Source organism: Mycobacterium sp. AMU20-3851, from assembly GCF_043974665.1.
GTDB lineage: Bacteria > Actinomycetota > Actinomycetes > Mycobacteriales > Mycobacteriaceae > Mycobacterium.
Genome location: NZ_CP146371.1, coordinates 5,940,713 through 5,965,541, shown reverse-complemented (window position 1 = coordinate 5,965,541; position 24,829 = coordinate 5,940,713). Strand labels below are relative to the sequence as shown.

The 24,829-nt window shown below is 65.9% G+C and carries 28 protein-coding genes and 1 pseudogene; 13 read left to right on the top strand and 16 right to left on the bottom strand.

Annotated features, from left to right (window positions below):
* The first annotated feature begins 20 nt into the window (after positions 1-20).
* Positions 21-365, top strand: a complete 345-nt coding sequence (locus V4U86_RS28665) for a YybH family protein (RefSeq protein WP_395309199.1) — start codon at positions 21-23, stop codon at positions 363-365.
* Here the strand turns inward: V4U86_RS28665 and V4U86_RS28660 are convergent.
* Entirely contained in the window at positions 356-1,027 is a 672-nt protein-coding gene (locus V4U86_RS28660) for a nitroreductase (protein WP_395309198.1), read from the bottom strand. The genes V4U86_RS28665 and V4U86_RS28660 overlap by 10 nt on opposite strands.
* Positions 1,028-1,139: 112 nt before the next feature.
* Here V4U86_RS28660 and V4U86_RS28655 point away from each other — a divergent pair, with 112 nt between their 5' ends.
* Positions 1,140-1,706: a TetR family transcriptional regulator gene (locus tag V4U86_RS28655; RefSeq protein WP_395309197.1), complete on the top strand. Its 567-nt coding sequence runs from the start codon at positions 1,140-1,142 to the stop codon at positions 1,704-1,706.
* 26 nt (positions 1,707-1,732) lie between these two features.
* Here the strand turns inward: V4U86_RS28655 and V4U86_RS28650 are convergent, their stop codons facing one another.
* Positions 1,733-2,101, bottom strand: coding sequence for a GNAT family N-acetyltransferase (locus tag V4U86_RS28650; protein WP_395312253.1), 369 nt, complete (start codon positions 2,099-2,101; stop codon positions 1,733-1,735).
* Positions 2,102-2,128: 27 nt separating this feature from the next.
* On the opposite strand from V4U86_RS28650, the pseudogene V4U86_RS28645 reads away from it, so the two are divergent.
* Positions 2,129-2,341, top strand: a pseudogene (locus V4U86_RS28645) (histidine phosphatase family protein); the annotation flags it as partial.
* Between the two features lie 63 nt (positions 2,342-2,404).
* Here V4U86_RS28645 and V4U86_RS28640 read toward each other — a convergent pair.
* Positions 2,405-3,082, bottom strand: coding sequence for a maleylpyruvate isomerase N-terminal domain-containing protein (locus tag V4U86_RS28640; RefSeq protein WP_395309196.1), 678 nt, complete (start codon positions 3,080-3,082; stop codon positions 2,405-2,407).
* Positions 3,075-4,463, bottom strand: coding sequence for an NAD(P)/FAD-dependent oxidoreductase (locus V4U86_RS28635; RefSeq protein ID WP_395309195.1), 1,389 nt, complete (start codon positions 4,461-4,463; stop codon positions 3,075-3,077). The genes V4U86_RS28640 and V4U86_RS28635 overlap by 8 nt, the downstream gene beginning before the upstream one ends.
* A gap of 115 nt (positions 4,464-4,578) precedes the next feature.
* Here V4U86_RS28635 and V4U86_RS28630 point away from each other — a divergent pair, with 115 nt between their 5' ends.
* The 6 genes from V4U86_RS28630 to V4U86_RS28605 all read left to right on the top strand — a co-directional run bounded on the left by V4U86_RS28630 (position 4,579) and on the right by V4U86_RS28605 (position 8,591).
* Positions 4,579-5,343: an SDR family oxidoreductase gene (locus tag V4U86_RS28630; RefSeq protein WP_395309194.1), complete on the top strand. Its 765-nt coding sequence runs from the start codon at positions 4,579-4,581 to the stop codon at positions 5,341-5,343.
* Between the two features lie 102 nt (positions 5,344-5,445).
* A complete protein-coding gene (locus V4U86_RS28625) occupies positions 5,446-6,075 on the top strand; it encodes a TetR/AcrR family transcriptional regulator (RefSeq protein WP_395309193.1) in 630 nt (209 codons plus the stop codon).
* The gene (locus V4U86_RS28620; RefSeq protein WP_395309192.1) at positions 6,072-7,346 is read left to right on the top strand and encodes a glycosyltransferase; all 1,275 of its coding nucleotides are present in this window, start codon (positions 6,072-6,074) and stop codon (positions 7,344-7,346) included. Before V4U86_RS28625 ends, V4U86_RS28620 begins: the two co-directional genes overlap by 4 nt.
* Before the next feature lie 17 nt (positions 7,347-7,363).
* Entirely contained in the window at positions 7,364-7,594 is a 231-nt protein-coding gene (locus tag V4U86_RS28615) for a F0F1 ATP synthase subunit C (protein ID WP_395312252.1), read from the top strand.
* Between the two features lie 222 nt (positions 7,595-7,816).
* Positions 7,817-8,029 (top strand): helix-turn-helix domain-containing protein, encoded by a 213-nt coding sequence (locus V4U86_RS28610; RefSeq protein WP_193489532.1) that lies wholly within the window; start codon positions 7,817-7,819, stop codon positions 8,027-8,029.
* Positions 8,030-8,033: 4 nt separating this feature from the next.
* Complete coding sequence (locus V4U86_RS28605; RefSeq protein WP_395309191.1) at positions 8,034-8,591, top strand: Clp protease N-terminal domain-containing protein; 558 nt, start codon at positions 8,034-8,036, stop codon at positions 8,589-8,591.
* Between the two features lie 57 nt (positions 8,592-8,648).
* Here V4U86_RS28605 and V4U86_RS28600 read toward each other — a convergent pair whose 3' ends face one another.
* The 4 genes from V4U86_RS28600 to V4U86_RS28585 form a co-directional block, all read right to left on the bottom strand.
* On the bottom strand, positions 8,649-9,452 hold the full coding sequence (locus V4U86_RS28600; protein ID WP_395309190.1) for an ATP-binding protein: 804 nt from the start codon (positions 9,450-9,452) through the stop codon (positions 8,649-8,651).
* Entirely contained in the window at positions 9,449-10,078 is a 630-nt protein-coding gene (locus V4U86_RS28595; RefSeq protein ID WP_395309189.1) for a TetR/AcrR family transcriptional regulator, read from the bottom strand. Before V4U86_RS28595 ends, V4U86_RS28600 begins: the two co-directional genes overlap by 4 nt.
* A gap of 182 nt (positions 10,079-10,260) precedes the next feature.
* Positions 10,261-11,007: an SDR family NAD(P)-dependent oxidoreductase gene (locus V4U86_RS28590; RefSeq protein WP_395309188.1), complete on the bottom strand. Its 747-nt coding sequence runs from the start codon at positions 11,005-11,007 to the stop codon at positions 10,261-10,263.
* Positions 11,008-11,135: 128 nt separating this feature from the next.
* Positions 11,136-11,717 (bottom strand): TetR/AcrR family transcriptional regulator, encoded by a 582-nt coding sequence (locus V4U86_RS28585; protein ID WP_395309187.1) that lies wholly within the window; start codon positions 11,715-11,717, stop codon positions 11,136-11,138.
* 71 nt (positions 11,718-11,788) lie between these two features.
* Between V4U86_RS28585 and V4U86_RS28580 the strand changes: the two genes are divergently transcribed.
* Together V4U86_RS28580 and V4U86_RS28575 are read left to right on the top strand one after the other, a co-directional pair.
* On the top strand, positions 11,789-12,001 hold the full coding sequence (locus tag V4U86_RS28580) for an SDR family oxidoreductase (protein ID WP_395312251.1): 213 nt from the start codon (positions 11,789-11,791) through the stop codon (positions 11,999-12,001).
* Positions 12,002-12,038: 37 nt separating this feature from the next.
* On the top strand, positions 12,039-12,929 hold the full coding sequence (locus V4U86_RS28575; RefSeq protein ID WP_395309186.1) for an SDR family NAD(P)-dependent oxidoreductase: 891 nt from the start codon (positions 12,039-12,041) through the stop codon (positions 12,927-12,929).
* A gap of 37 nt (positions 12,930-12,966) precedes the next feature.
* On the opposite strand, the gene V4U86_RS28570 is transcribed toward V4U86_RS28575, so the two are convergent.
* Both V4U86_RS28570 and V4U86_RS28565 read right to left on the bottom strand, forming a co-directional pair.
* The gene (locus V4U86_RS28570; protein ID WP_395309185.1) at positions 12,967-14,097 is read right to left on the bottom strand and encodes a TIGR03364 family FAD-dependent oxidoreductase; all 1,131 of its coding nucleotides are present in this window, start codon (positions 14,095-14,097) and stop codon (positions 12,967-12,969) included.
* 56 nt (positions 14,098-14,153) lie between these two features.
* Positions 14,154-14,900, bottom strand: coding sequence for a GntR family transcriptional regulator (locus V4U86_RS28565; protein ID WP_395309184.1), 747 nt, complete (start codon positions 14,898-14,900; stop codon positions 14,154-14,156).
* Positions 14,901-15,201: 301 nt separating this feature from the next.
* Between V4U86_RS28565 and V4U86_RS28560 the strand changes: the two genes are divergently transcribed.
* The gene (locus V4U86_RS28560; RefSeq protein WP_395309183.1) at positions 15,202-15,453 is read left to right on the top strand and encodes a hypothetical protein; all 252 of its coding nucleotides are present in this window, start codon (positions 15,202-15,204) and stop codon (positions 15,451-15,453) included.
* A 74-nt stretch (positions 15,454-15,527) separates the two neighbouring features.
* Here the strand turns inward: V4U86_RS28560 and V4U86_RS28555 are convergent, their stop codons facing one another.
* Complete coding sequence (locus tag V4U86_RS28555) at positions 15,528-16,427, bottom strand: serine hydrolase (protein WP_395309182.1); 900 nt, start codon at positions 16,425-16,427, stop codon at positions 15,528-15,530.
* 238 nt (positions 16,428-16,665) lie between these two features.
* Between V4U86_RS28555 and V4U86_RS28550 the strand changes: the two genes are divergently transcribed.
* Positions 16,666-17,772 (top strand): coiled-coil domain-containing protein, encoded by a 1,107-nt coding sequence (locus V4U86_RS28550; protein ID WP_395312250.1) that lies wholly within the window; start codon positions 16,666-16,668, stop codon positions 17,770-17,772.
* A gap of 123 nt (positions 17,773-17,895) precedes the next feature.
* Here the strand turns inward: V4U86_RS28550 and V4U86_RS28545 are convergent, their stop codons facing one another.
* From V4U86_RS28545 to V4U86_RS28525, 5 genes are all read right to left on the bottom strand, one after another.
* On the bottom strand, positions 17,896-18,687 hold the full coding sequence (locus V4U86_RS28545) for a DUF1906 domain-containing protein (RefSeq protein ID WP_395309181.1): 792 nt from the start codon (positions 18,685-18,687) through the stop codon (positions 17,896-17,898).
* Between the two features lie 75 nt (positions 18,688-18,762).
* Positions 18,763-19,587, bottom strand: coding sequence for a formate/nitrite transporter family protein (locus tag V4U86_RS28540; RefSeq protein ID WP_395309180.1), 825 nt, complete (start codon positions 19,585-19,587; stop codon positions 18,763-18,765).
* A gap of 131 nt (positions 19,588-19,718) precedes the next feature.
* A complete protein-coding gene (locus V4U86_RS28535; RefSeq protein ID WP_395309179.1) occupies positions 19,719-20,531 on the bottom strand; it encodes a DUF5995 family protein in 813 nt (270 codons plus the stop codon).
* Positions 20,532-20,633: 102 nt separating this feature from the next.
* Positions 20,634-22,772, bottom strand: a complete 2,139-nt coding sequence (locus V4U86_RS28530) for a DNA gyrase subunit A (protein ID WP_395309178.1) — start codon at positions 22,770-22,772, stop codon at positions 20,634-20,636.
* A gap of 20 nt (positions 22,773-22,792) precedes the next feature.
* The gene (locus tag V4U86_RS28525; protein WP_395309177.1) at positions 22,793-24,826 is read right to left on the bottom strand and encodes a toprim domain-containing protein; all 2,034 of its coding nucleotides are present in this window, start codon (positions 24,824-24,826) and stop codon (positions 22,793-22,795) included.
* Positions 24,827-24,829: the final 3 nt, after the last annotated feature.

Below are 24,829 nucleotides of genomic sequence, written 5' to 3'. Positions count from 1 at the left end.
TTGCCCAACGCGGACAGCGTATGGGCGTCGAAGAAATCGTGCGCGCGGAGATCGCCGGATGGGGTCGCAATGACGCCGACGAGGTAATGCGTCATTTCGGCGAGGACGCCACGTTCGATATCGGACCCGACTACCCCAGTGTGGTGGGGCACGAAGCGATTCGCGAAATGATGACCGCGTTCTCCGAGCGCGGCACGTGTGTCGCTCTGGAGATCGACCACCTCGCGGTGGACGGCCACGTTGTATTGACGGGCTCGGTTTGGGTGCGCACATGCGAGTGGACCCGAAATTTCCTCGGTCCGTCTCGAAGCGCGCAAGGCCAGAGCCCAGGTCTTCGTGGAGGCGCCGGGCTCCGTCAGCGGTGAAACCGTGTCGTCTCGGCCAACTCGGCCCGGGGCGTCCGCACGGTATTGACCGGAGCATCCTCGTCGGCGTACCCGAACGAGATGCCCATCAGCAGCTTGCGGTCAGTCACACCAAGGACCTCGCGCACGGTGTCGGCGTAGAAGGAAAGCAGTGCCTGCGGGCAAGACGCGATGCCGTACGCGGTGAGCGCGAGTAACAGGGTCTGTGCGTAGATGCCCATGTCCGCCGCGACCCGCGCCTCCGTGTTGGCCGGTGCGAACAGCATCGCGACGTGCGGGGCACCGTAGAAGCGCAAGCTCTCGACGTTGTAGCCCTCCAGCAGATCCGTCTCGCCACGCGGAATGCCCAGCGCCCGATAGAGTCGGGCGCCGAACTCGGACCGTCGGGTCTGCTGGACTCCCTGGAACAACCCCTCCCGGTACGGGAAGTCCACCGACTGGTGACCGGCATGGTGCGCTTCCACCAGCGCGTCCGCCAATCGGTCGCGGGTCGCGCCGCTGACCACCTCGACGTGCCACGGCTGGGTGTTCGAGTTCGAAGGCGCAGCGCCTGCCAGCGAGAAAACTGCGCGCAGAGTAGCTTCGGGCACCTCATCGGAACGGAAGGCGCGGGTGGCGCGCCTGGAGCGGATGAGTCGTTCACCCGGTTCGATCAAGTCCACCGCCCGAACGCAGCTGGTCATACGTGAGCCTCCTCCAAGTACACGGTTCCGTTTACCGTCTGTAGAGTAGCGGCTGCGCCGGCCGATGTAAACGGCAACGTATACTGCGTTCATGGGGAACACCGCCGGCCGGGGAGCCCGCGAACGCATCGTCGCCGCAGCTGCAGAGCTGTTCGACAGGCAGGGCATCACCGCGACCACGATGGAGCAGATCGCGGCGACGGCGCCGGTCTCCAAGCGCACGCTGTACGTGTACTTTCCAGCCAAGGGCGATCTGGTCGTCACCTATCTTCAGTACGTCTACGAGTCGGGAACGACCGTGGAAAGTGCGCTCTACAACTCCGAGGTCCCCGCGCGTGAACGCATCTTGGCGATGTTCACCGTGCCCGCACCGGCCGACCGTCCGGTCCGAGGCTGCCCCTTCACCGCCGCAGCCACCGAGTTCCCCGACCCGGACAGCCCGGCGCATGCCTACACCCGAGAACGCAAGCACGCCTTCACACTTCGTATCGCCGATCTGTTGGAAGAGATGGGCGCCGACGATCCAGCCGGCCTGGCCGAACAGCTCGCGATCCTCACCGACGGCGTCGCCAGCCGAGCGATGGTGTTCAACGACACCGGCCGCGCCGCCGTCGGCCGTGCGGCGGCAGAAGCACTGCTCGCCGCCGCAGGTGTCTAACCCGGTGTCACCCGCAGGGCGGGGTTTCAGTCACCGTGGTCGTCGCTGATGGCGGCGAAGAGCAGGGAGTCTCGCCATGCCCCTTTCGTGAATAGGTGGCTGCGCATGCGGCCTTCGAAGAGGAGACCAGCTTTCCGCAGCACCTTGGACGAAGCGTGGTTGTCCGGGTGGCAGGTTGCGGCGATTCTGCGTAGCTGTAGCCGACTGAATCCGAACCCGAGCAGTAAGCGAGCAGCTTCGGTGGCGTACCCCTGCGACCAAAAGTCTTGGTGGATCACGTAACCGATCTCGCCCCGGCGGTGTTCGAGGCTAGTCACCGACAAGGATGCAGCACCGATTAACAGCTGCGACCCCGTATCGACGACCGCAAGGTCGAAGCTCTTGCGGGAAGGCATCCGCGCGCGCCCGATCGCCTCACGAAGGAAGGCGCAGCCGAACACCAGGTGATCGTGACGCACGGGTTTGCACTGACCTTCGTTGTCACCGCTTGGATACGCATGCCTCCGGAGTCCGTGGGCTACGCGAACTTCCGATCAATCCCCGGCAGCATCACGACCCTGCAGCAAGACGACTACTTCCACAATCGCCAGGTGACCGCACTCGCTGACACTCGACACCTCGAACCCACCGTATGAGCGCTCCGGTGGATCCTGGCATCGACGCCTCGCGGCTGTCCTCGTTGCTGAAATGACCGCAGATCATCGGGAGCGTGGCGGCTGATCGTCGTCGCGGGGGCCGAAGATTCCGAAGCTGTCGATGACCGGTGGAGGTGGCGCGGCACTCCATTGCCAGGCGGCTATTTGTCTGCGGGAGCGGCGGCTGAACATTGCGCGCAGCATCTCGTAGCCGTCGGCGTGGAGCGTCATGGCCGGGCTGTCTGACCCGCAGTGCCATTCGTCGCCGTGTTCGTCGCGGATCTTGATCGAAGCGATCGGCGTAAGTCGGCGAATCAGTAGTCGCATCATGGTGTCCAGGAACGGATCCTGCCAGTGAGTTCGATCGACGATGGGCAGTCCGAGTGCTTCGTGGAGGTCGGCTTCATGGCAGATCAGGTCAGCTGCGAGGTTCGGACCGGTGAATTGCACACCGCTGAGTTGCGATTCGACGATCGGTCCGACCTGGTGCCACTCAACCAGGAGGTCGCATATGGGGGTGTGGCGCCGTTCGGCGACATGGCGTGCGGTCCAGTGGTCGCTGCCGGCGTCGTCGGTGCGTCCGGCCGCAGCGTCGGCGGCACCTCCGACGAGGTGAGCAACCAACTGGTGCACAGTCCAGCCGGGTGTCGCCGGGACCGTGCTACGCAGCTGGTCAGTACCGAGTGTGCTTGCGAGGGTCGCGACACGGTGGCGAGCGTGGCGGTAGGAGGTATCAAGCATCGGCTGTGGTCCTGTGGGTCGGCTGGCGGTCGCTGAGAGGCAGGGTGCGGCGGGCGTGGTGGGCAGCGACACGGGCCATGACGCGGGGTTGCAGTAGTCGTTGTGGCGGGTCGATCATGTTGACGATCCGCACGAGGCATTCGGTGACCACGATGTCGTCAGCGGCAGCTTCCAACACCTTGTGCTGGGTCCAGGTGAGCAACCGGTGTCGAGCACGGTCGGCGACGCTGCGGTGCCGGTGTGGATCCGGCGGCCGGTTGGTGGCCCACACAGGGGCGATGATGTCGGCCAACGTTTGGTAGAAGAGTTTCGGGTCAGCGGATCCGTGCCGGCGGAGGTGTTCGCGCAGCGCGAGGGCGTGCCGGGCGGCCATGGTGATTCCCTGCCCGTGGATGGGGTCCAGACAGCACAATGCGTCCCCCACGACGAGCAGGCCAACAGGAAGCCGGTCGGATTGGTCGTAGCGGTGCCAGGTTCCACCGGGGTAGCGGTATACCGCGACGTCGGTCAGGGCTCGGGCTCGGCGCAGCGCCGGGATGATGTGTGCTGGAACAAAGGTCTCGGCGCGGGTCAGCATGTCCGACAAACATTCCGGTGGTCGCTGGTGGTCGTCGGCGCGGGTGGCGATGGTGAGGGTCCAGGTGTCTTGCTCGCCGGCGATGAGCCCGCCGCGCCCGGCGCCGCCGGGCGGAATGACCAGGACCAACCGTTCTGGGAAACTGTCCTGCTCGCCGATCGTGATGTGTTGGCTGTAGTACACGCCGCAGGCGGCGAAGGCGCGTTGCGGTGGCCGCGGGAAGCCGAGCTGTTCGAGCAGCAGGGGTGTCCGGGTGGCGCGCCCGGTGGCATCGACAACCAGTCCGGCATCGAGAGTTCGTGTGGCGCCCGTTTGCCGGTCGGTGACGGTGACCCCGGTGATGCGGTCAGGGCTTCCGGCTACCAAGGCGATGACATCTTGCCCGTCGGCAATGGCCACATTCGGTAAGTCTTCGACGCGGCGACGCAGTGCGTATTCCAACTGGGGGCGCGTGACCAGGTAATTGGCCAGTGCGGCGGGATCAGCGACCGGGTCGGTGCGATTGAACCCATACGGACCGTTCTGGATGTGCATCCGCGCACCGAGGCGTGCGTCGTCGAGGACGTGGGCGCCGGCGTTGACCATATCGCCGATCAGGCCGGGCACCAGTCCTTCGATCGTCTGCCAGCCCTTGGAGAGCACGCTGTGTAGGTGTCGACCCTGCGGGATGCCGCGACGCTGAGAGGGAGTGTCGGGCAGTCTGTCTCGTTCCACGATCGTGACCCGGTCGCCCGCGTCGGCGAGCACGGCCGCAGCGAGCAGGCCGGCAATCCCGGCCCCGAGAACAACAGCATGTTCGGTCATGTCGTGCACGCCCCCTTGCGTTGTTGAGCAGTGCACCGACGCTAACACCAAATTAAGAAAACTAAGAGTAGATTAAGCTAACTCTAAGATTGCGCTCCGGCGAAAGGGGGCGGGCATGGCGGATTGCCCAACGGAAGTTGATACGGAGCGTCGGTGCAGAACGCCGGTTGCGTTGGTTACGGGGGCCTCTCGGGGGATCGGGGCCGAAGTGGCACGACAGCTTGGCGCGCAGGGCCTGCATGTGGTCGTCAACTACCGCGAGAAGTCCAAGCGGGCCCTCGCCGTGGTCGATCAGATCCGGGCGGCCGGGGGGCAAGCGTCAGTTGCCTGTGCCGACGTCTGCGACGAAGGAAAAGTGAAGGCCCTGTTGGCGGACGTGGCAGGGCGGTTCGGTGGGCTGGATGTGCTGGTTCTCAACGCCTCGGGAGGCTTGGAGCGTGACGCTGACCCTGGGTATGCGATGCGCTTGAACCGTGACGCGCAGCTGCGCCTGGCGACACAGGCTGCGCCGTTGATGCCGCCAGGGTCACGGATCGTGTTCGTCACCAGCCACCAAGCGCACTTCTACCCCGCCAAGGCGGTGCCCGACGGATACGAGCCCATCGCTGCGAGCAAGCGGGCCGGCGAGGATGGCCTGCTGACCGCCAAACCCGTTCTGGCAGAGCGGGGGATCGAACTCAGGGTGGTATCCGGAGACATGATCGACGGCACCATCATCGTGCGGCTGCTACACCGGAAGGATCCCGACGCCGTCGATGCCCGCCGCGACCGTGCCCCGCTGCCGACTGTCGAGGAGTTCGCCACAGCCATCGCGACGGCGGCACTCCGGCCCGATGTTCACGAGACGACGTATGTCGGCGGAGCGGACTATCTCGCATGATGGCTGCGGAGCGTAGAGCGGTCGCACGGCTCGACTGAGGCGATCGGATTCACGGGCCGAGGCCGGTTGCGCAAATCTGACCGATCGGTCTATGGTTAGACCATGCGGTCTAACGGCGGACTCACCTTCACCGAGCGTGCGCGTCGCGAACAGTTCATCGAAGCCGCGCTCGCGATCATTGCGGCTGACGGATACCCGCAAGCCTCTGTGGCCAAAATCGCCGAACACGTCGGTGTCGCCAAAAGCGTTGTGCTGTATCACTTCAAGACCAAGAACGACATCATCGTGGCCGCAGTGGCCGCGGTGTTGGGCCGAGCCGGCACCCTGATCGGCCCGGCTGTTGTCGCAGAAAGCACCGCCAGGGGCAAGCTGGCCGCGTACATACGTGCAAACGCCCGGTTCATCGCAGACAGTCGGATCGCAGCGGTCGCCATGCTCGAAATCACGACGAGCTTTCGCAGCGACACCGGCCTGCGTTTCGAGCAGGCCGTCGCTGGAGCGGTAGGCAGTGCTGCGCCCACCGGCGAGCTCGAACTGCTGGATCCGTCGGGGTTCATCACGGCCGGTATCGAAAGCGGTGAATTCCGTTCTATATCTGCTGTATTCGCCAAGAATGCGCTGCGCGCCGCATTGGACGGGGCTGTGTGGGAAATCGCCCGCGACTCCGAATACGATGTCGTCGGCTATGGCGAGGAACTCGTCGTCATGTTCGACAGGGCCCTGCGCTCATGACCAGAATCGTGGTCCAGGCGTTCGGCACCCATGGAGATGTAGCCCCGTTCACAGGACTGGGAACCCGGTTGCGCGAACGTCTCGGAGTGGACGTCGCGATTGCCGCTCAACTGCCGTACCGTGAGCTGATCACCCGCGCCGGCTTGGAATTTCGTCCGCTCCCCAAAGACACGGAGCGAGATACTCGCGACTCGGGCTACGGGCAGGCACTGATCGACGGGGATCGAATGATCCCGTCCAAAGCGATGATGTCGGCGATGCGTGAGGATCTGGCCGGCGTGGGTGAAGCCATGGCACAAACATCAGGAGATGCCGATCTTCTCGTTCTCGGCGGACCTGTCGGCTCGTTGCTCGGCTACCACGTGGCAGAAGGACTGGGCATCCCGAGCGTGGGGGCGCTGCTGCAACCGGCCAGTCCGACAGCTGACTTTGCGCCGCCGCCGCTGACCACGAGGTCCTTCGGTCGACTAGGGAACCGGCTGGTGTGGCGAGCGGCCGACATTGGCGAGCGGGTGTACGCCCCGCTGATAGACAACCTTCGCTCCAACCTTGGACTGCCCTCGTGTTCGCGCCGCGACTACCAAGCCGCGAGGGCTGCGCGCTGGCCAATTCTGTATGGCTTCAGCCCGCATGTCGTACCTCGGCCCAAGGATTGGCGCCCCGGCCTTGATGTCACCGGATACTGGTGGCCTGCAACTGATCCGGATTGGCGGCCACCATCACACCTCACGCAGTTCCTCGACGCCGGCCCGCCGCCCGTCTTCGTCGGCTTCGGGAGTACCGCCACCGCTCACAGTGGCGAACTGTCCGAGATTGTCGCGCGGGCGTTGCGTATCGCGGGAGTCCGGGGCGTCATCCAGTCAGGGTGGGCAGGCCTGCACGCCGACGGAGATGATATTTGCACCGTCGACGCCGTGCCGCATGCCTGGCTGTTCCCACGGATGGCTGCTGTCGTGCACCACGGTGGCGCTGGTACCAGCGCCGCCGCACTGCGCACCGGTAGGCCCTCGGTCCCGGTCGCCGGCATCATGGATCAGCCGTTCTGGTCGAGCCGGTTGCATATGCTCGGCGCTGCCACTGCACCATTGCGTCGTATCGGACTTACAGCAGAAGGGCTGGCCGAGTCCATTTCCGCGGCTTCCGCAGGTACTTCGTATCGCACAGCGGCTCAGCATTATTCAACGCTCATCGCAGAGGAAGACGGAGCCGACCAGGCAGTCCGCATCATCGCAGAACAACTGGATACGCCGCTGATCACAGGAGGAGCCTGATGGCCGCTGACGAACTCATGGGCAACGCACTCCTGGCCGGCGCGATCGTGCTGGCCGGAGGAGCCATCGGAGCCGGCGTCGGTGACGGCATGGCGGGCGCCCAACTCATCGCCGGCGTCGCCCGCCAACCCGAAGCGCTGCCCCGGCTCTACACCCCGTTCTTCATCACCGTCAGCCTCGTCGAAGCCACATTCTTCATCAACGTCGCCTTCATGGCACTGTTCGTCTTCGCCACACCAGGCTTGTAACGCGGCCGTCGGTCAGGACGGAGCTGGGCCCTTCTCCGGCCGGTGCGATCCTTGTCTTGATTGCGACGGATGTAGCGCTGCTTCGATGGCGGTGACCGCGGTGTCAACGATTTCTCAAAATTGACCCCCATCGGGTCTCGTGAAATTGACCCACCTTCGGGATGAACATTGCCTCTGTCAATCTTGATTGACAAACGGATTCCGTCAATCTACCTTGACAGTGTGACTGATCTCGATGCGTTCGATGACGCGGCGTCCAGTGAGGACCCGGAGGTGGGTTTGCGTACGGTGCTTGCGCTGCAACGGCTGCAGGAGCGGCTGGAAGCGATCCACGTTCGCAGTGCGCGTGCGCAGGGTTGGAGTTGGCAGGCGATCGCCGACGCTCTCGGGGTTAGTCGCCAGGCAGTCCATCAGAAGTACAACCGGAGGAGATGACACGATGTTTGAACGTTTTGGCCGGCATGCCCGTGTGGCTGTGGTTTTGGCCCAGGAAGAAGCAAAAGACCTCAGTGCCAAACTGATTGGGCCTGAACACTTGGTGGCCGGGATTGTGCAGAGCGCCAGCAGAGAGCTTTTGGATGAGCTTGCTGGGGTGGGGATGACCGTCGATTCGGTGCGCGAGCAACTGGGCGCCAACGCAAGCGGAGCATCATTCGAGTCAGACGCCGACGCATTGAAGTCGATCGGAATCGATTTGCACCGTGTGCGAGAGCGCATCAATCATGCGTTCGGTGAGGGAACGTTCGACGACGCGGTGAGCGACTCAGGTAGCAGATCTCGGCGCGGGAATCTTGCTTTCAGCAAGCCCGCCAAAGAAGCGCTCAAACTCGCACTCCGGGAAGCGGTCGCCCATCATGACTCCACCATTGATTCCGAACACCTGTTGTTAGGGGTTCTGCGGGGTGGCGATCCGTTGGCGTCTGCACTGATCACCTCCCATGTCAGTGAAGATGTGTTGCGCAGCAACATCATTTCCTTGCTCGACCGTGCCGCCTAGGCAGGCCGACCCGGTAGGCCAATCTGGCCAGGCCGTCAGCCAACCACGAGCAAGGTTCTAGCTGTTGTTCGTTCGGTTCTTGCCGAGGAGTTCGCGGCGGGTGCGGGTCCGGTAAGAGTCCCCGGTGAGGGTCAAGACTTCGGCGTGGTGGACCAGGCGGTCGATCATGGCTGCGGCCACGACGTCATCGGAGAAGGTCTCGCCCCAGCGCCCGAACGGCAAGTTTGAGGTCACCATGATCGAGCCAATCTCATACCTGGAGGCGATCAGCTGGAAGAACAGGTTCGCTGCGTCCTGGTCGAATGGGATGTAACCGACCTCATCGATGATGATCAGTTTATAGCGGCGGATCTTTTTGAGCTCGGCCTCCAGCCGGTTGCCGTGATGGGCGGCCCCGAGGCGGGCGATCCAGTTGCTTGCGGTGTCGAACAACACCGAGTAGCCGGCATGTGCGGCTTTGACTCCGAGCCCAATCGCCAAGTGTGTTTTGCCGATACCAGGAGCACCGCGATCATCCCTCCAAGACAGGCCGGCCAGTTCGGCCAGCGGGGGCAACAGCAGGATGTCGGCGCGCACGTCACCGAGGGCGTCGAGCAGCAGTTGCCCGGTGTCACGTTGCCCGCGCGAGGTGAACATCGCGGCGACAGTGTCCGTCGAGGAGGCGTCCGCGTGGTCGACGCCCGGAGTGAAATCAGCAGGCAGCTCCCGGAACTCGCAGCCGGCATCGGCAATTAGTTCGGCGAACGGGGTGTAGGCCGCTATGACGACTCGATGTCCGTTCTTTCTCAGTGCGCCGCCCAGGCCGGCCAGCGGAGCGACGTCGCCACGGCTGCCGACAGCTGCGATCGCCACGATGCTCATCGCGGCGTGCTCACGATGCGGCCGAAGATATCGATCAAGTCCTCGGCGTACCCGCCGGCGTCGTAGCCCGGTACGTGCAACACCATTTCCACGACGCCGTTGACTGCGCCGCGCAGCGCCACTGCGGTGGACCGCAGCGGAAACTCCGTGAACTCGCCGTCACGGCGGCCGGCGGCAAGGATGGGAACGGGGTCGAGCGCGGTGAGTTGTTCGGCGATGTCGGGTCCCAGGCCGAGCTCTTCGAAACGTCGTCCGTCGGCAGGCACGTAGAACGTGCTCAGTGAGGCCAGCGCCTTCAACGCCACCCGGTTGTTCCCGAAATACGCGATGCTCGAACGGATGTAGGCATCCAGCTTGCCCGCTGCGGTGTCTTCGGCTGCGATTGCCGGCGCCACCTGGGCGATCATCGACCGGTACATGTGCTCGACGATCGCCTCGACGAGGTTGTCCTTGGTGCCGAAGTGGTAGAGCACCGCGCTCATCGCGATGCCCACCCGCTCAGCGATTCGGCGGATGGAGGCCTGGGCGAAGCCGACCTCGGCGATCACATCTATTGCAGCGGCCACGATCTGGGCTTTGCGTGCTGACCGGGTGAAGGAATCCGGACGCACCTGGGTTGGTGGCATGACCCGACGGTAAGCCGATCTCGCGACGTTTAGAAGAGGTGATCTGAGAATAGATCAGGTGATCTAGAGCTGGGGCGCGCCGTTGTCGTCACCGTCATAGGTTTCAGCTATGGCATGGATGAGCGAAACACTGCAGGTGTACCGAAGCACGAGTCCTGCGGTGGGACGCGGCGTGATCTGCTTCAGATGGCGGTACGGCCGCCGTCAGCCGGCAGAATGGCGCCGTGGATGAAGGCGGCCTGATCGCTGGCGAGAAACGCGATGGTTTCGGCGATCTCATCCGGTGTGGCGATGCGTCGCGCAGGTGCCTGCCGCCCCAATTTGTGGAGCCCGTCCTCACCGAAGACCGCGACGGTGTTTTCGGTCAGCGTCGGGCCCGGAGCGACGGCGTTGACCCGTACCCCGCGGGGGCCGTACTCGGCGGCCCAGCACTTGGTCAAGTGGTTGAGCGCGGCCTTGCTCGATGCGTACACCGCTGAACCTGCGGTACCGAACGATGCCACCATGGTGGTGATGTTCACGATGACGCCCCGCCCCTGCGAAACCATGGACGGGGCGAGCGCACCGACAAGGTAGAACGGTGCTTTGACGTTCAGCGCGTAACAGGCATCGAAGTCCGTCTCTGCCACGGCCGGAGTGGCTCCGAAGGGCGCGATGGCAGCATTGTTGATCAAGACGTCTACGCGCCCGGTGACGTCGAGCGCTGCGGCTGCCAAGGCTTGGCAATGCTCGGCATCGGTCAACTCGGCAGGGAGAAAGTCGGCGGTGCCTCCGGCGCTACGGATCTCGTCGACGACGCGATTTCCCCGTTCCTTGTCGCGTCCGCTGACGAGCACATGAGCTCCGCGTTGGGCCAACAGCTTTGCCGTGGCCGCACCGATTCCTCTGGTAGCTCCGGTAACCAACGCGACATCACCTGTGAAAGACATGCGTAGAGCATAGGAGAGCCACAGCAGGCGCGGGCGCCTTGTCGAGCCCGGGTAGCCAACGCAGGACGCGGCCGGCCGGACACGTAGTCCGCGCCACGTGTTCTCCCGTTGTGAAACACGGCGGTGCGTCAGCTCAGCGGCGTCTCCACGATCGTGTCCAGCACCGCCTCCAGTAGTTTCGCGAGTTGGTCGGGGGCGTTCTTGAGGTTCATCGCGCGGGCACCGACGACGCGGCGCATGAGCAGCACTCCGCTGATGAGCGAGAGCGCCACGTCGCTGCGAAGCCGGGCACCCGGTTCGGGCAACTGAGAGGTGAGTCGCTTGCCGACGTGGCGCTCGATCGCATCCCGGACGAGTTCGGTGGCACGCGGGTTGGATGCCGACCGAATCAGGATGAGGAAGGGCATCAGTTCGTCGGCATCGGGCGCCGACCGCGACACCAGGCTCGACGCCGCGTCACGAGTGAGCGACTGCGGACTCTCGCTGATGAACACCGCTGGAGCGAACGACGTTTCGACCGCCTCGGCGAACAGTTGTTCCTTCGAGCCGAAGTAGCGGTTCACCAGCATGGCGGTGACGCCGGCGTCCCCGGCGATCTCCCGCACACCCACCCCGTCGTAACCCGCACGCGCGAAGTTGCGGATCGCAGAGGCGAGGATCGCCTCGCGGGTCGCTGCGGCATTACGCGGTCGTGACGTACCAGTAGACACGGGACTCCAAGCTAGGGAATAGATCGCTCCAAGTCTACGTATGTATAACCGTTAGTAGTCTACAGCCGTAGATAAGGGGTAGTGGATGGACATGCTCCTGGGGCACGGACTGGCCGGACATCGAACACGCGGCGTCCGCTGCGTGGTTTCCCAACGACATCGGCCGATTCGGACGACCCGACGAGATCGCGGCCGCTGTCACGTTTCTCTGCAGCCGTCACGCCGACTACATCAGCGGCGCCGACCTCCGCGTCGACGGCGGCGTCGTACGCACCGTCTCCTGACCCGCGATCCAAGAACCCATCAGTGAAAGGTAGTGCCATGAACACACATTCACGCGTGATCCTGATATCCGGGGCTTCACGGGGCCTCGGGCGCGCCATCACAGAAGCGGCCCTCGACGCCGGGCACCGCGTCGTCGCGGGCGTGCGGACGACCTCTGCGCTCGACGATCTGCTGGCAGGGCATCCCGGCCGCCTCGCCGTCGTGCCACTCGACGTCACCGACGACAGTCAGGTGCGCGCCGCGATCGGCACCGCCGTCGACCGGTTCGGCGGGCTTGACGTCCTGGTCAACAATGCGGGCTACGCCAATATGAGTGCTATCGAAGACGTCGACTTCGACGATTTCCGCGCCCAAGTCGACACCAACTTCTTCGGCGTCGTGCGCCTCACCCGCGCTGCGTTGCCGATCATGCGTAAACAGCGTTACGGCAACATCATTCAGGTCTCCTCGGTTGGCGGACGCATCGTACGGCCGGGCCTGGCCGCATACCAATCGTCGAAGTGGGCCGTCACTGGATTCTCCGAGGTGTTGGCTCGTGAAGTCTCTCCCTTGGGGATCAAGGTCACCGTGCTGGAGCCCGGCGGAATGCGTACGGACTGGGCCGGTTCCTCCATGCGGATCGATCCCGTCAGGGATGACTACGCCGCCACCGTCGGCGCAGCCGCCTCCTTGAGCAGCCCCGACACCCTCGCCGCCAGCGATCCGGTCAAGGTTGCCGCGCTGCTACTGCAGATCATCGACATGGAGGAACCACCCCTGCGGCTGCTCGTCGGTCCCGACGCCTACCGCTACGCCACCGCCGCCGGACGCCAACTGCTGGCCGCCGACCAGAAATGGGAAGCGCTGAGCGTCTCCACCGCAGCCGACGACGCGACCCACGATCAACTGGACCCGCTGGCGGCACTGAGCCCAACCGAGCAGGGGTGACCCGATCGCGGTCGCGCTATCCGCCGACACCGGCGAATCAGGGCGATGCCGGCGCCAAGGCACGCTCGAGGACGGACGCGGCGAGGCCCATGCTGGTGGTCATCCCGATCCCGGTCGTGACGGTGACGATCTGAACACCGGGATATGGCTGGTGGATCAGGAATTCGTGGTCCGGCGCCGAACTGTAGACACCCTGCCAGCGCTCGAGCACACGCAGGTGCGGCACGCCGAACAGTTTCTCCGCTTCATCGATCAGCAGCTCGAAACCGAACTCGCTCTGGAACGGTGAGGCGGTACGGCTGCGCACGTGTGTGTCGCCGACCAACAGTGTCCCGTCGGGCATCGGTGTGTACATCTGGTGCAGGTCCACGCCGACGTGCGTGGGGAATTCGGTCGCGAGCCGCTCCCGGAGCGCGGCCGATGTCGGGCACTCGAGAAACCCTGTATACCGCACCAGGGACCATCCGGTGAACAGCGGCGCGGTCAGTGGTTTCCCGAACTGGGGATCGACGCGCAGCATGTGAAGACGGCAGCGCCGCAACCGGTACTCATCGGCGAGTTCGGGGAAGAGCAGATCTATGTCGTGATTGAGCGCGAAGATGACGAGCGGAGCTTCGAAGACTCCGCGGGACGTTCGCAGCGTTCCGGTGCTGGCGCCGACAGCAGCGGTGTCCCAATAGAAATCGACGCCCTGCGAGGTCAAGAACCGGACGATCGCGGGCGCGGCAGCGCGGGGGTCCAGCTGGATGTCCAGTGGAAACCACGCGCCGCCGAGCACCGACGAGTCGGCGACCGGCGTGCGCTCATGAACGTCGTCGCGATCGAGCAACCGCACGGACTCCTCGCCCCGCAATTCGGCGAATTCGCGGAGCACCTGCATCTCGTCCTCGGCCCGCGCCACCGCCACGGTGCCCGACTCACGCGACCAGAACTGTGCCGCCCGGGACAGGTCGAGCCAGTGCGCCCGGCCGGCTCGCGCGTACTCGTGTGCGATGCCGGACTGTGCGGTGATGCAGCAGTGCCCGAAGTTCTGGACCGAGGCGCCGAAGACCCCTTCTGCCTTGTCGACGACGGCGACGGACAGTCCGCGCCGGCAGGCGTGATAGGCGTGTGCCAGGCCGACGATGCCGGCTCCCGCGATGACCAGATCGTAAGCGTGTTTCCGCACCCGGCCACAATGGCCGCAACCGGACCTACTTGTCAATACAAGCGGTCAACATATAACTATATGGTCGGCGGGGCGTTGAATACCCGTGGGTCGTCGGTCATGGAGTTCATGATGCTGAAGGTCACGACGTCGGGGCGGTAGCGGTCATCGGAGTACTCGAACGGACTCCCGGAAGCGTCGTAACTGGTGCGTCGCTCCCGCAGTAACGGTGACCCGCCGGGTATCGCAAGGGCGTCGGCATCGACCGCGTCGGCGGCAACCGCGTCGAGAACGTGTTTCATGGCGGCGAACTCCGTACCCCTGGCCGTCAGAAAGTCGGTGATCGAACCGGAATCCGGGTCGAAGTCGAACAGGTGCTTGCCGACATCGTTGTTGAATCTGCTGCGCTCCAACATAGTTGCCTGCCCATCCAGATAGCGGACGCGCACGACCTCCACGACGAACGACTGATCGGACAGTTCCAACGCCGCCGCAATTTCGGGGGAGGCTCGTCGGCGGGAAACCTCGAGGGTCTTGCTCCCGGCGGACCGGCCGGACTGCCGTGCCCACTGCGAGAACGGTGTGAAGGACGCCAAGGTCTGGGTGGTATCGGGCTGCCGAACCACCGCCGGTTTGCCCTGCGACCCGGTGATCAGCCCTTCCGCCCGAAGTTTGGCCAGGGCCTGCCGGACCGGACCGCGGCTCACACTCCACTGCTGACACAGTTGCGCCTCGGACGGCAGCGCCTCACCGGGCTTGCGCTTGCCGGCGAGAATCTCCTCGCGCAGCTGCGCGGCAACCACCTGGTGTCGCGGCGGCAGCATGTGTGTTCTCCTGTGTATACAACGACGGTAACTTGTATCGATTATGCGGCACCCGCGCGACAGTTCGGCGTTGCCCTAGCTGAACCTTGGAAAAGGGGCTGCCGTCCGCGCCGCTCGACTCGAACAATCCGCGTCGAGCAGACGCGCAGGTCAGCCCGGCCAACGCCAGTGATAAAGCAGATGCGGCACTCCAGTAGCTGCGCTAGGCTCACTTGGCGAGGCCGCCGTTCCAACGTGACTGCTGCACAAGCCTTCCGTAGACCCCGCGCGCCGACATTGGGTAACGAGCAAAGGACCGGACATGGCATCACACAGCTTGGTTCGTAAGCGGATTCCGGCCGCAATCGGCGGCGCAGCGATCATCGCGATGATCGGCTTCACCGCGGCGTGCGCGAGTGACAGCGACGAGCCGGAAGAGTCGCCAACCACCACCACGACGACGACGGAGCCCACGTTGACTCCGACCGAGAAGTCGATCAACCCCACCGGCGGGAACGTTTTCACCCCGCCGGTCACCGCACCGCAGCAGACCGTCCAGGGTCCGAACGACTGATCGTCTCAAGGACCGGGTGTATCGCGGTCCGCGAAACTCCCTGCCGCGCTGGGTAACCGGGCGGTGGCCGCCGTTCAGATCCTGCCGTCCGGGAACATCGTCTTGACGGCCTGGGTGATGTTCGCGCGGGCGGCCGCGGCGCTGGTGGGGTCGAGAGAAGTGATCGCCATCGCGTAGCGACGGTCGGACCCGATCACGCCGGTGGACACGTGCAACTGGTTGGGGCCACTCCAGCAGCAGAACCAACCCTGCTTGACGGCAACCGTCTCGCCGTAGAGACCCTCGGGGATTCCGAACCGCTGCGGGTAACCGTCGGTTCCCGTCGGTGTGGACCGCGCCAGGTTGCCGAGGATGAAATCAGCCTGCTCGCGAGGCAGTCCGCCGCTGCCGTCCAGCAGCATGCCGTAGTACCGAACCAGATCGTCGGCGGTGCTCTGGGTGACGTCCCAGTGCTGGTTGTAGGGCGCCGTCGTACCGGTCAGACCGTAGCGAGCCTTGATGCGCGCGATGACGGCGTTCTGGCCGCTGCGATCCCAGAACATCTGGGCCGCGCTGTCGTCGGACGACCGCAGCATGAGGTCCAGCGCCTGCCGGTCGGCGACCGACAACTCCGTCCTGCCCTCCGACTCCTGCAGCAACACGTCATCGGCAATGAACAGCTTCACCACAGACGCGATTGGGAACGGTGTGTTGACACCGTTCGACACGGTCTGGCCGGTGCGGCGGTCCAGCACGGCCACCTCGATCTCGGCCCCGGTCTCGGCGGCGTCGGCGGTGGCTTGGCGAATCCGCGCGTCCAGCCCCGCCAGCGGCGCAGCCGACCCGGCGGGCGAGCCGGCCTCCGTGGGTCGCGGGGTGTTCTCGACGGTCGGCGGGGCACCCGAGACCTGTGCCATACAGCCCGTCGCGAGCAACGCTGCCCAGACCAACGCGGTACCCGTCATCACCCGGGTCGGTCGTCGCCGCCGATGCATACGTCTCCTTCGCGCCGTCCGGACCGAGTCGGCGGGACCCTCGCGGCCCGCACCGGTGACTCTGAGCCTAGTTGCGCGGCCGAAACGCTTCTAGCTGCACATTTACCTGAGAATCCAGCAAACTTTGGCGCTCTTTCCGGACCGGGTGGACATCGCCGGTATCTGTTCGTAGCCTGTCCGAGACACAGAAATTGCGGGCCAGGATCGGTCCTTGAAGTGAAGGATCGTGACAATCCGTATGACCCGGGTGCGCCACTCCTTGCGGCGAACGGTGTCCGGTTCGGCAGCCGCGCTCCTGGTCCTGGCCACCTCGATGGGTGCCGTGAACGCCGACCCGGCCGCCGACGCGCTGGCCAAACTCAACGAGTTGTCCCGGCAGGCGGTCGAGAGCCGCGAGGCCGTCACCGTAGCCCAGCGTGACGCCGATGCCCGGCTGGCCGAACAGACCGCCGCCCTGGACCGGCACCGCGCCGACCTGGACGCCCTCGCCGTGGCGAACTCCGAACTCAAGCCCTACCAGGACGGGGTCGACCGGGTGGCCTCGATGACCTACATGAGCGGGCGCACCGGTCAGCTCGCGGCGGTGCTGACCGCGGACTCCCCGCAACAGCTGATCGACGGACTGGCGCTCCAGCGAACGGTCACCGAACGCGCGGCCAGCCACTTGGCCGGCCTGCGCACGGCCCGGGAGCGTGCCGCCACCGCCGCCGCCGCCTCGGACAGATCGGCTGCCGAGGCCCGCACCAAGGCCGAGCAGGCGGCCGCGGTACGCGCCGAGCTGCAGGCCAAGTGGAAGGACCTGCTGCGCCAGATCGCTGCCGCGGAGGCGCAGTATGCCGCGTTGACGCCGCAGCAGCAGGCGGTGGTCGACGCCGCGCCCCCGCCACCGCCGAACGCCCCCGCCCCGCAGGACCCGGCGATCGTCGCGATGCCCGGCCAGCAGCCCCCGGTCGCCCCGGCCCCGTCGCTCGCCGCCGCGGTCATGGACATTCCCGAGGCGCTGCCCGTCGGTGTTGCCAACGAGGCCGGGCTGCAGCCCAAAGCGGTGTTGGCCGCCCGGGCCGTCAGCCAGCGGTTCCCGCAGATCGGTGAGATCGGCGGGGTACGTCCGGACTCCAAGCCCTGGCATCCGAGCGGCCTGGCGATCGACATCATGATCCCGAACCACGGCAGCCCTGAGGGCATCGCCCTCGGCGACCAGATCCGGGACTTCGCGCTGGCCAACGCGGGCCGTTTCGGGTTGCAGGACGTGATCTGGCGGGGCACCTACTACACGCCGGCCGGTCCGCAGGCCTCCGGTTACGGGCACTACGATCACGTGCACATCACCGTCACGCGCGGCTGACCTATTCCGGCGCGAGTACGCCGGTGTGGCCGGCAAGATCTTCGACGGTGCCCGGGAGTGCTGGCCGATCTCGGCTTTCAGCCTGTGGCGCAACCGGTTCCGGTGGCGCCCTGGTCGAGCTGGTTACGGATGCAGGTTCCACTGGCCCACATCCTGGGCCAGCACGTCGTTGACATCGACGCGGATGCCGCCGACCACCGGTCCAGGATTCGACGCGGTGTCGATGATGCGTTGGTAGAGCGTCGCGCCGGGGAAGATCTGCCCGCCCGACCAGGACCGGGTCTGCCAGGCCCACACCTTGCCGGGCGTGCCCGACCGGCCGATGACACCGGCGGCGGTCGCCCACTGGCAGGCTTTGATACCCCCGTAGATTCCGGTGCGCTGGACGCCGATCACCGAGTTGATGCCGCGAAACCACGGCAGCACCACGTTGTCCCACTGGTTTCGATCGATGTCGTCGTCGACGCTGAAGTAAATGGGTGCGCTCTGGCCGCCCCCGGCGGCGGTGTGTAGCTGCCATCCGGTGCGTGCGTCGCTGACACCGCCCGGATAGCCGCGGGTGAAGTCCGACGGTGCCGTCCCGCCCGGCTTGCCGTACTGGTAGTTGCTGACGATCACCAGACCGGCGGCGGCCAGCGACTGCGCATATGGCAGCGTGATCGGCTTGGCTCCGAACGAGGAGCCGGGCCGTGAGGTGGACACGTAGTTGATCACCCCGGCGTGCCCAGCCGCCCGGATGTCCTGGGCCGGGATCTGTTTCATGGCGTAGTCGATCAGGGTGGAGGATGCAGCCGACGCCGGCGGAGCAGCTACGGCCGCACCGAGTCCGGCCAACGCCGACGCTGCGGCGGCGTAGCGCAGCGCGTCACGCCTGGAAATCCGACGTGCTGAGAGCAGGTCAGGGATGCTGGGCATATCGCGCACCGCGCGATGTTAACAAAGTGACGGTTGTTATTGATGGTGCCGTGCGGGAGCCTGGCCGACTCGTTTCTAGGGCTCGTCGGCGTCGGCCTTGGTGCGTTCTTCCTCGATACGGTCCTTGCTGCGCAACAGTCGCAGCAGTGTCACCAAGCCCAGTCCGCCGACGACGTTGCCGACGACGACGTAGCCGAACCAGCCGAGCCAGTCGAGGTACCCGAATGGGGCGTCACCGGTGGCGATCGCGCCGAAGATCAACAGCGAGTCCAGGATTGAGTGGAACATCTGCAGGCCGGCGAGCAGGAACGCGCCGGCGACGGCGGCCGCGATCTTGCCGACCATCGAATCGGTGCCGTGCTGCATACGGGTCATCAATGTGATGGCCATCCCGCCGAGCAGGGATAAGGCCACCGTCTCAATGGATATCGGGGCCGTGACGTAATGGCCGGCCGACTCCACCGCCTGCTCATGCAGTTTGGGGAATGCCAGCGTGATCAACCACATCAAGACCCACCCGCCGGCGAGGTTGGCGGCCAACGTGCCACTCCAGAGTTTGAGCAGCTGCCGAACACTCGCCCGCTTGGCGGCCACGGTGGTGATGGGGACGAGGAAACCCTCGGTGAACAGCTCACTGCGGCCGAGCAAGAGAGCTAGGAAACCGATCGAAAACGCCAGACCGGCCAGCAGCGGATCACCGGTGGCGTGCAGCACCGCCAGGTAAGCCAGCACCCCCATCGCCACCTCGGTGCCTCCGAAGAAGCCGGTCACCAGCACCTCGCGCCAACTGCGGTGCAGACGCTGAGTGCCCTCGTCGATCATCCTGTTGAAGGCGTCTTCCAGCTCGTCCTCGATCGGGCTGTCGGAACTGCCCAGATCGCGTTGCCTCGTCTGACTCATGGGAGTTCCTTTGCCTCGCCCGCCGAATAGGGCGACGGGATACCCGGCATACGGGTGTTCGAAGCGCGCTGCCCGGGCCGGGCCGTTTCCCCGTCGTGAGGGCGGGTACCCGACTGAGGTTGTCGCCGACCTCACAACGCCGTCTTGATCGGCGCTGCGGTGGAGGCGATCTCGTCGAGGACACGTAGATTCCGGACGATGTCGCGGCTCTCGCGGTCCCCGACACGATCGAGCAGGGTGCCGATCAGCAACGGCGGTCGGTAGACGGCGTCGGACTGCCCGGCGATCTGATGGTCGCGGACCCAGATCGTGGCTGGGCGGACGAATCCGGGCTCGGCGGCCAACACCGTGCCGAACCGCCACGCGCTGTCGCGCAGTTGTCGGATGGTTTCGTTGATGACCAGAATCTGGTTCTGCTTGAGGACGGCATAGACGTCGGCAAGTGCCGGTGAGAGCTCGTTGATGTCTTCGACGATCGCCTCGACCTGGCTGGCAAGCACCGCGTTGATGGTGTTGAAATCCGCACGGATGTCGCCCAGCCGGGGAGCCATGTCGCGGGCGATGATGCCCAGGTCGAGCAGGATATGCGCCATGATGCCGCCGAGCATGTGCTGCAGGATGACCGGTCCACCGTTGTTCGCGGCATCGAAGGTGACCTGCCAGGACCGCGTCGGGCGCTTGAAGCGTCCGGGGTGGAGATGACCGTTCACCGCGTCGAAGTAGCGCTGAGCGAAGGCGACGTCGAACCGCTCCATCGTCGGTCCATCGTGAAACGCGCCGTCGTCGATCGCGGTGGCAACCGCAATGGTGATCCGCTTGTACAGCGCGGCGAAGTAGCCGAACCTGCTGGACTCGACGACCGACCAGTCGATGATCGACGAGATCGCGTCGATGACTTCGTCGATCGTCGTCAGCCGCGGGATCGGCGGGGGAACTGTGGCCATGGCTGCTCCTGAGGTGAACCGGCGTCCGCTCGAATATCGCTGAGGCCGGCGGCAGTCACCTGCGTAGTGCACCACTCGAATATCGGCGGTGCACCGCCCCGCCTACTCGGCCGGCGTCACATCCACGCCGGACCCCTTGATCGAGGCCTTCGCCCGGTTCTCGGCGCGCACCGCCTTCTTGCCGCGCACGTATCCCGTCGCCGAGATCGTCGCCGCCAGCAGGACATCCTCGCCCTTGACGAACGGGTGGAACCCGACACCGGCACCGCCGCGGCCCTTGACCGGGATGTCGGCGACGTCGGTGACCTTCCAGCTCTTCTCCGACAGCGACAGGATCGCCTCGCCGTTGGCGCATGAAACCGGCAGTGCGGCAATCACTTCGTCCCCGTCGCCGCTGAGCTTCACCCCGGCCACCCCGTTGCCCGCCACGCCCTGCGGGTTCACCGCGGCCGGATCGATCCGCAGGATCTTCCCGCGCCGGGTGACCAGCGCCAGGTGATAACCGTCGGGCAGCATCCCCGAACGCAGCAGCCCGGTGATGTCCGGGGCCACCGGAATGTCGCGGATCTTGTAGGGCAGGCCACCGCCGGTGGTGAACTTGATCCGGCCGTCGGTCCACACCGCCCAGCCCAGACCCGAGCTGAGCAGCTCGCCGTGGCTGTCGGAGAACACGCCCCGGTCGTCGAGGCGCCAGGCCGCGTTGACCTTCCGCTCGCGTGGCCCGTCCTCGCCGGCGCCGGCGGTCACCGGGGTCGCCTCGAAATCCAGCACGGTGCGGCGGTCGTACTCGGCTCCCTTGAACAACTTCGCGGTCTCGACGAGCTCCTTGTCGATCACCACCCGGCGCGCGTCCGGATTGGTCACCAGCTCGGTCAGCTCGGCGTACTCGGCGTCCAACTTCTCGGCCTCGGCCTGCAACTCGATCACGTCGAGACGGGTCAACCGGCGCAGCTGAAGGCTCAACACGTAGTCGGCCTGCTCGGCGTCGATCTTGAACCGCTCCTGCAGGCCCTGGCGGGCGTCGTCGACGGTGTCGGACGCTCGAATGATCGCGACAGCAGTATCAATGTCGAGGTGGATCAGCATCAGGCCCGACACCAGGTGTCGGCGGGCGGCAACCTTCTCCAGCCGGTACTCGCTGCGGCGCAACACCACCGAGTCCCGCAGATGCAGGAACGCGGCGATCAGTTCGCGGACCGACCACCAGCGCGGCACCCGGTTCTCATCGAGGGCGACCAGGCTGGCGGCGAAGGTCGACTCCAGCGGGGTCAACGCCAGCAACTGGTCGCGGATCTGCTCGGCGCTGTGACCACGCTTGGCGGTCACCACGATCCGCAGCCCGTTACGGCGGTCGGTCAGGTCGGACATATCGGCCACACCGGACATCTCACCGGACTCCACCAGGGCCCGGATCCGTTCCTGCACAGTGTTACTCGCCACCCCCGGCGGCAGCTCGGTGATAACACAGTTCTTGCCGTCCACCGAGATCGTGCCGCGCACGGTGAACTGGCCGCGGCCCGTGGTGATGTACTCGCGCAGGCCGTTCTCGCCGATGACCCGGGCGCCGCAGCCCCAGTCCGGACCCGGGATGAGCTTGACCAGCCGGTCGTCGGTCATGTTCGGCGTTTTCAGCAGTGCCCGGCAGGCAGCCATGATCTCGCGCGGATTATGGGCCGGCACCTTGGTGGCCCAGCCCTCGGCGATACCGACCGCACCGTTGCACAGCAGCACCGGCCACTGGGCCGGCAGCCAGGTCGGCTCGATCCACTCGCCGTCGAACGTCGGCACCATCGGCACCGCGTGACTGTCGAGCTCGGCGGTCAGCGCCGCGCCAGGGGGAGACAACCGCATCTCGGTGTACCGGTCGGCGGCCGGGATGTCGCCCTGAATGCGCGGGAAAGCGCCCTGTCCGTCGATGACTTTCACGCGCTGGAACTCGGCGGCCATCAGTGCTGCCGCGCCGTACATCGACGCGCCGCCGTGCGGGTGCAGGTTGCCGGTGACTGCCGAGCACACCTTCGAGGACTTCTGCGGTTTGTTGCCGGGCAACAGTTTCGAGTCGTGCATCTGGTAGAGCAGCCGGCGCTGACCAGGCTTGAGCCCGTCATAGGCCGACGGGATGGCGCGGTCGCTGACGCTGTACAGCGCGAAGGTCAGCTGGTACTGGTTCCAGTAGTCGTCGGCGCTCTGGTCGAGCACCAGATCCGGGTTCTGCTCGGGAACGTCCAGGGTGGCGGTCACAGTCTTCTACCTACGATCTCTCAGGTCAGATCCAGTGCGGAGGTGTCGATGCGGGAGGCCACGTCGGCCATCCACGTGCGTCGTCCCTCGGGCGGCCCACCGAACAGCGTGTGATGCAGCTTCTTCTCGCCGTCGTCCGGATGAACCCGAATCACGGTGCGCCGCTCCGGATCCAGCACGGTGGTCCAGAAGTCGTCGGCATCCATCTCGCCGAGGCCCTTGTTGCGCTGCACCTCCACCCGCTTCTTGGAGCTCTCCTTCAGTCGGGCCACCGCAGCGTCACGCTCGGACTCGTCCTGGCAGTAGATCCGCTCGTCGCCGTTCTTGACCACGAACAACGGAGGCAACGTCACGTACACCATCCCGGCCTCGACCAGCGGGCGGTAGAAGTCCAGGAACATCGAGATCAGGCTGGAGTTGATGTTGCCGCCGTCCGGGTCGGCGTCGGAGGCGAACAGGATCCGGTCGTAGCGACACAGTTCCGGGTCGCAGTTGTCGCGCACCCCACAGCCCAGGATGCGTTCGATGGAGTCGAACTCGTCCTTGCCCCGCGCCTTGCTCAGCGCGTAGCCGTAGACGTTGGGCGGCTTCCCCTTCAGCGGGAAGGCGGCCTGGAAGGTCGCGTCGCGGGCGGCCTTGATGGTGCCCAGCGCCGAGTCGCCCTCGCACAGGAACAGTTCGGCGCCCGAGCCGCGTCCGGACTCCCGGCTCGGCAGCAGCTTGGGCGGCAGCGAAAGGTTGGTGCCCAGGCCCTTGGCCTTGGACGCGGCCCGGGACCGGGCCTTGGCGCCCTCGGCGCTGCGCCGGGCCCGGGCGGACTCCAGCGCCAGCTTCGTCCACAGCGTGACGGTGTCGTTGTTGGCCGGGTTGGCCGCCCAGATGGTGACGCTGCGTGCCACGTCCGGGGCCATCGCCACATTCAGCGATCGGGACGACACCGCGGTCTTGGCCTGGGAGTCCCACGCCACATCGGGGGCGCGGGTGTCCACCGCCAGCGCGGTCACCGCGACGAAGTCCTGCGGCTCGGGCCCGTCCTCACCCTTGGCCAGGCCCAGGTCCCGGATCCGGGACGCCCGGTCGGCCAGCGCCTCGGACAGGCCTTTCATGGCGGCGGTCAGATGCGACCCGCCGCCGGGGGTGCGCACCGTGTTGCAGAACGCCGCGACCGTCGCCGGTTCGGCCGGCCCTGCCGTCAGGGACCAGCGGAAAGGTGTCGGTCCGCGGCCGGTGGTGTACTCGCCGCGGCCCTCGACCACGGCGCGGACCCCGGGGGCCGGGGTGCCGGCGGCGGTGCACATGAGATCGAGCAGGGTGTCGCTGCCCCACGGGCCGCTGAACGGCTCGAGCAGGGCCGGCGGGATCTCCTCGCCAGGCCAACCCTCGTCGACCACGACCAGGTGCACACCGGGGGACATCCGGGCCGCGGCGTGCGCACGCAGCAGCACCTCGCCGACGTCCACGCTGGAATCGGGCACCACGCTCGGATCGAACAGGATCCGCACGGTGGTGCCGTGCACGTTGGGCTTGCGGTTGCCGACACCACGGAGTGTCTGGGTGTCGGCCCGGGTGAACGGGGCGTCCGGGTCGAACTCGTCACCTTCGAACACACCGGGATAGCCGGCGCCGAAGCTCTGCAGGTAGGTCTTGCCGGCCCGTTTCACCGTGACGTCGGTGCGTGCGGAAATGAACACCGCTGCCGCAGCACCGATTCCGTTCAGGCCGGCGCCGGTACTGGCCGCATCGGTGTGTGCGGAGAACTTGCCGCCGGCCCGCGCGGTGCCCAGCGTCTTGACGATGCCGTTCTTGCCGGTGGTCGGGTCGGTGTCGACGGGCAGCCCGCGCCCGTCGTCGGCCACGCTCACCGACCCGTCGGTGTGCAGGGTGATCGTCACGCATGACCCGCCGTGGCTGGGGACGGCGACCTCTTCGATGGCGTTGTCGACGATCTCCCGCAGGGCGGTGTTGAGCACATCGAGCCCGAGGTTCACCGCCGGCCGCAGGCGGGTGTGCTGGACATCGTCGAGCTCGGTGATGTCGGCGGCGGTGTAGCTCACTGC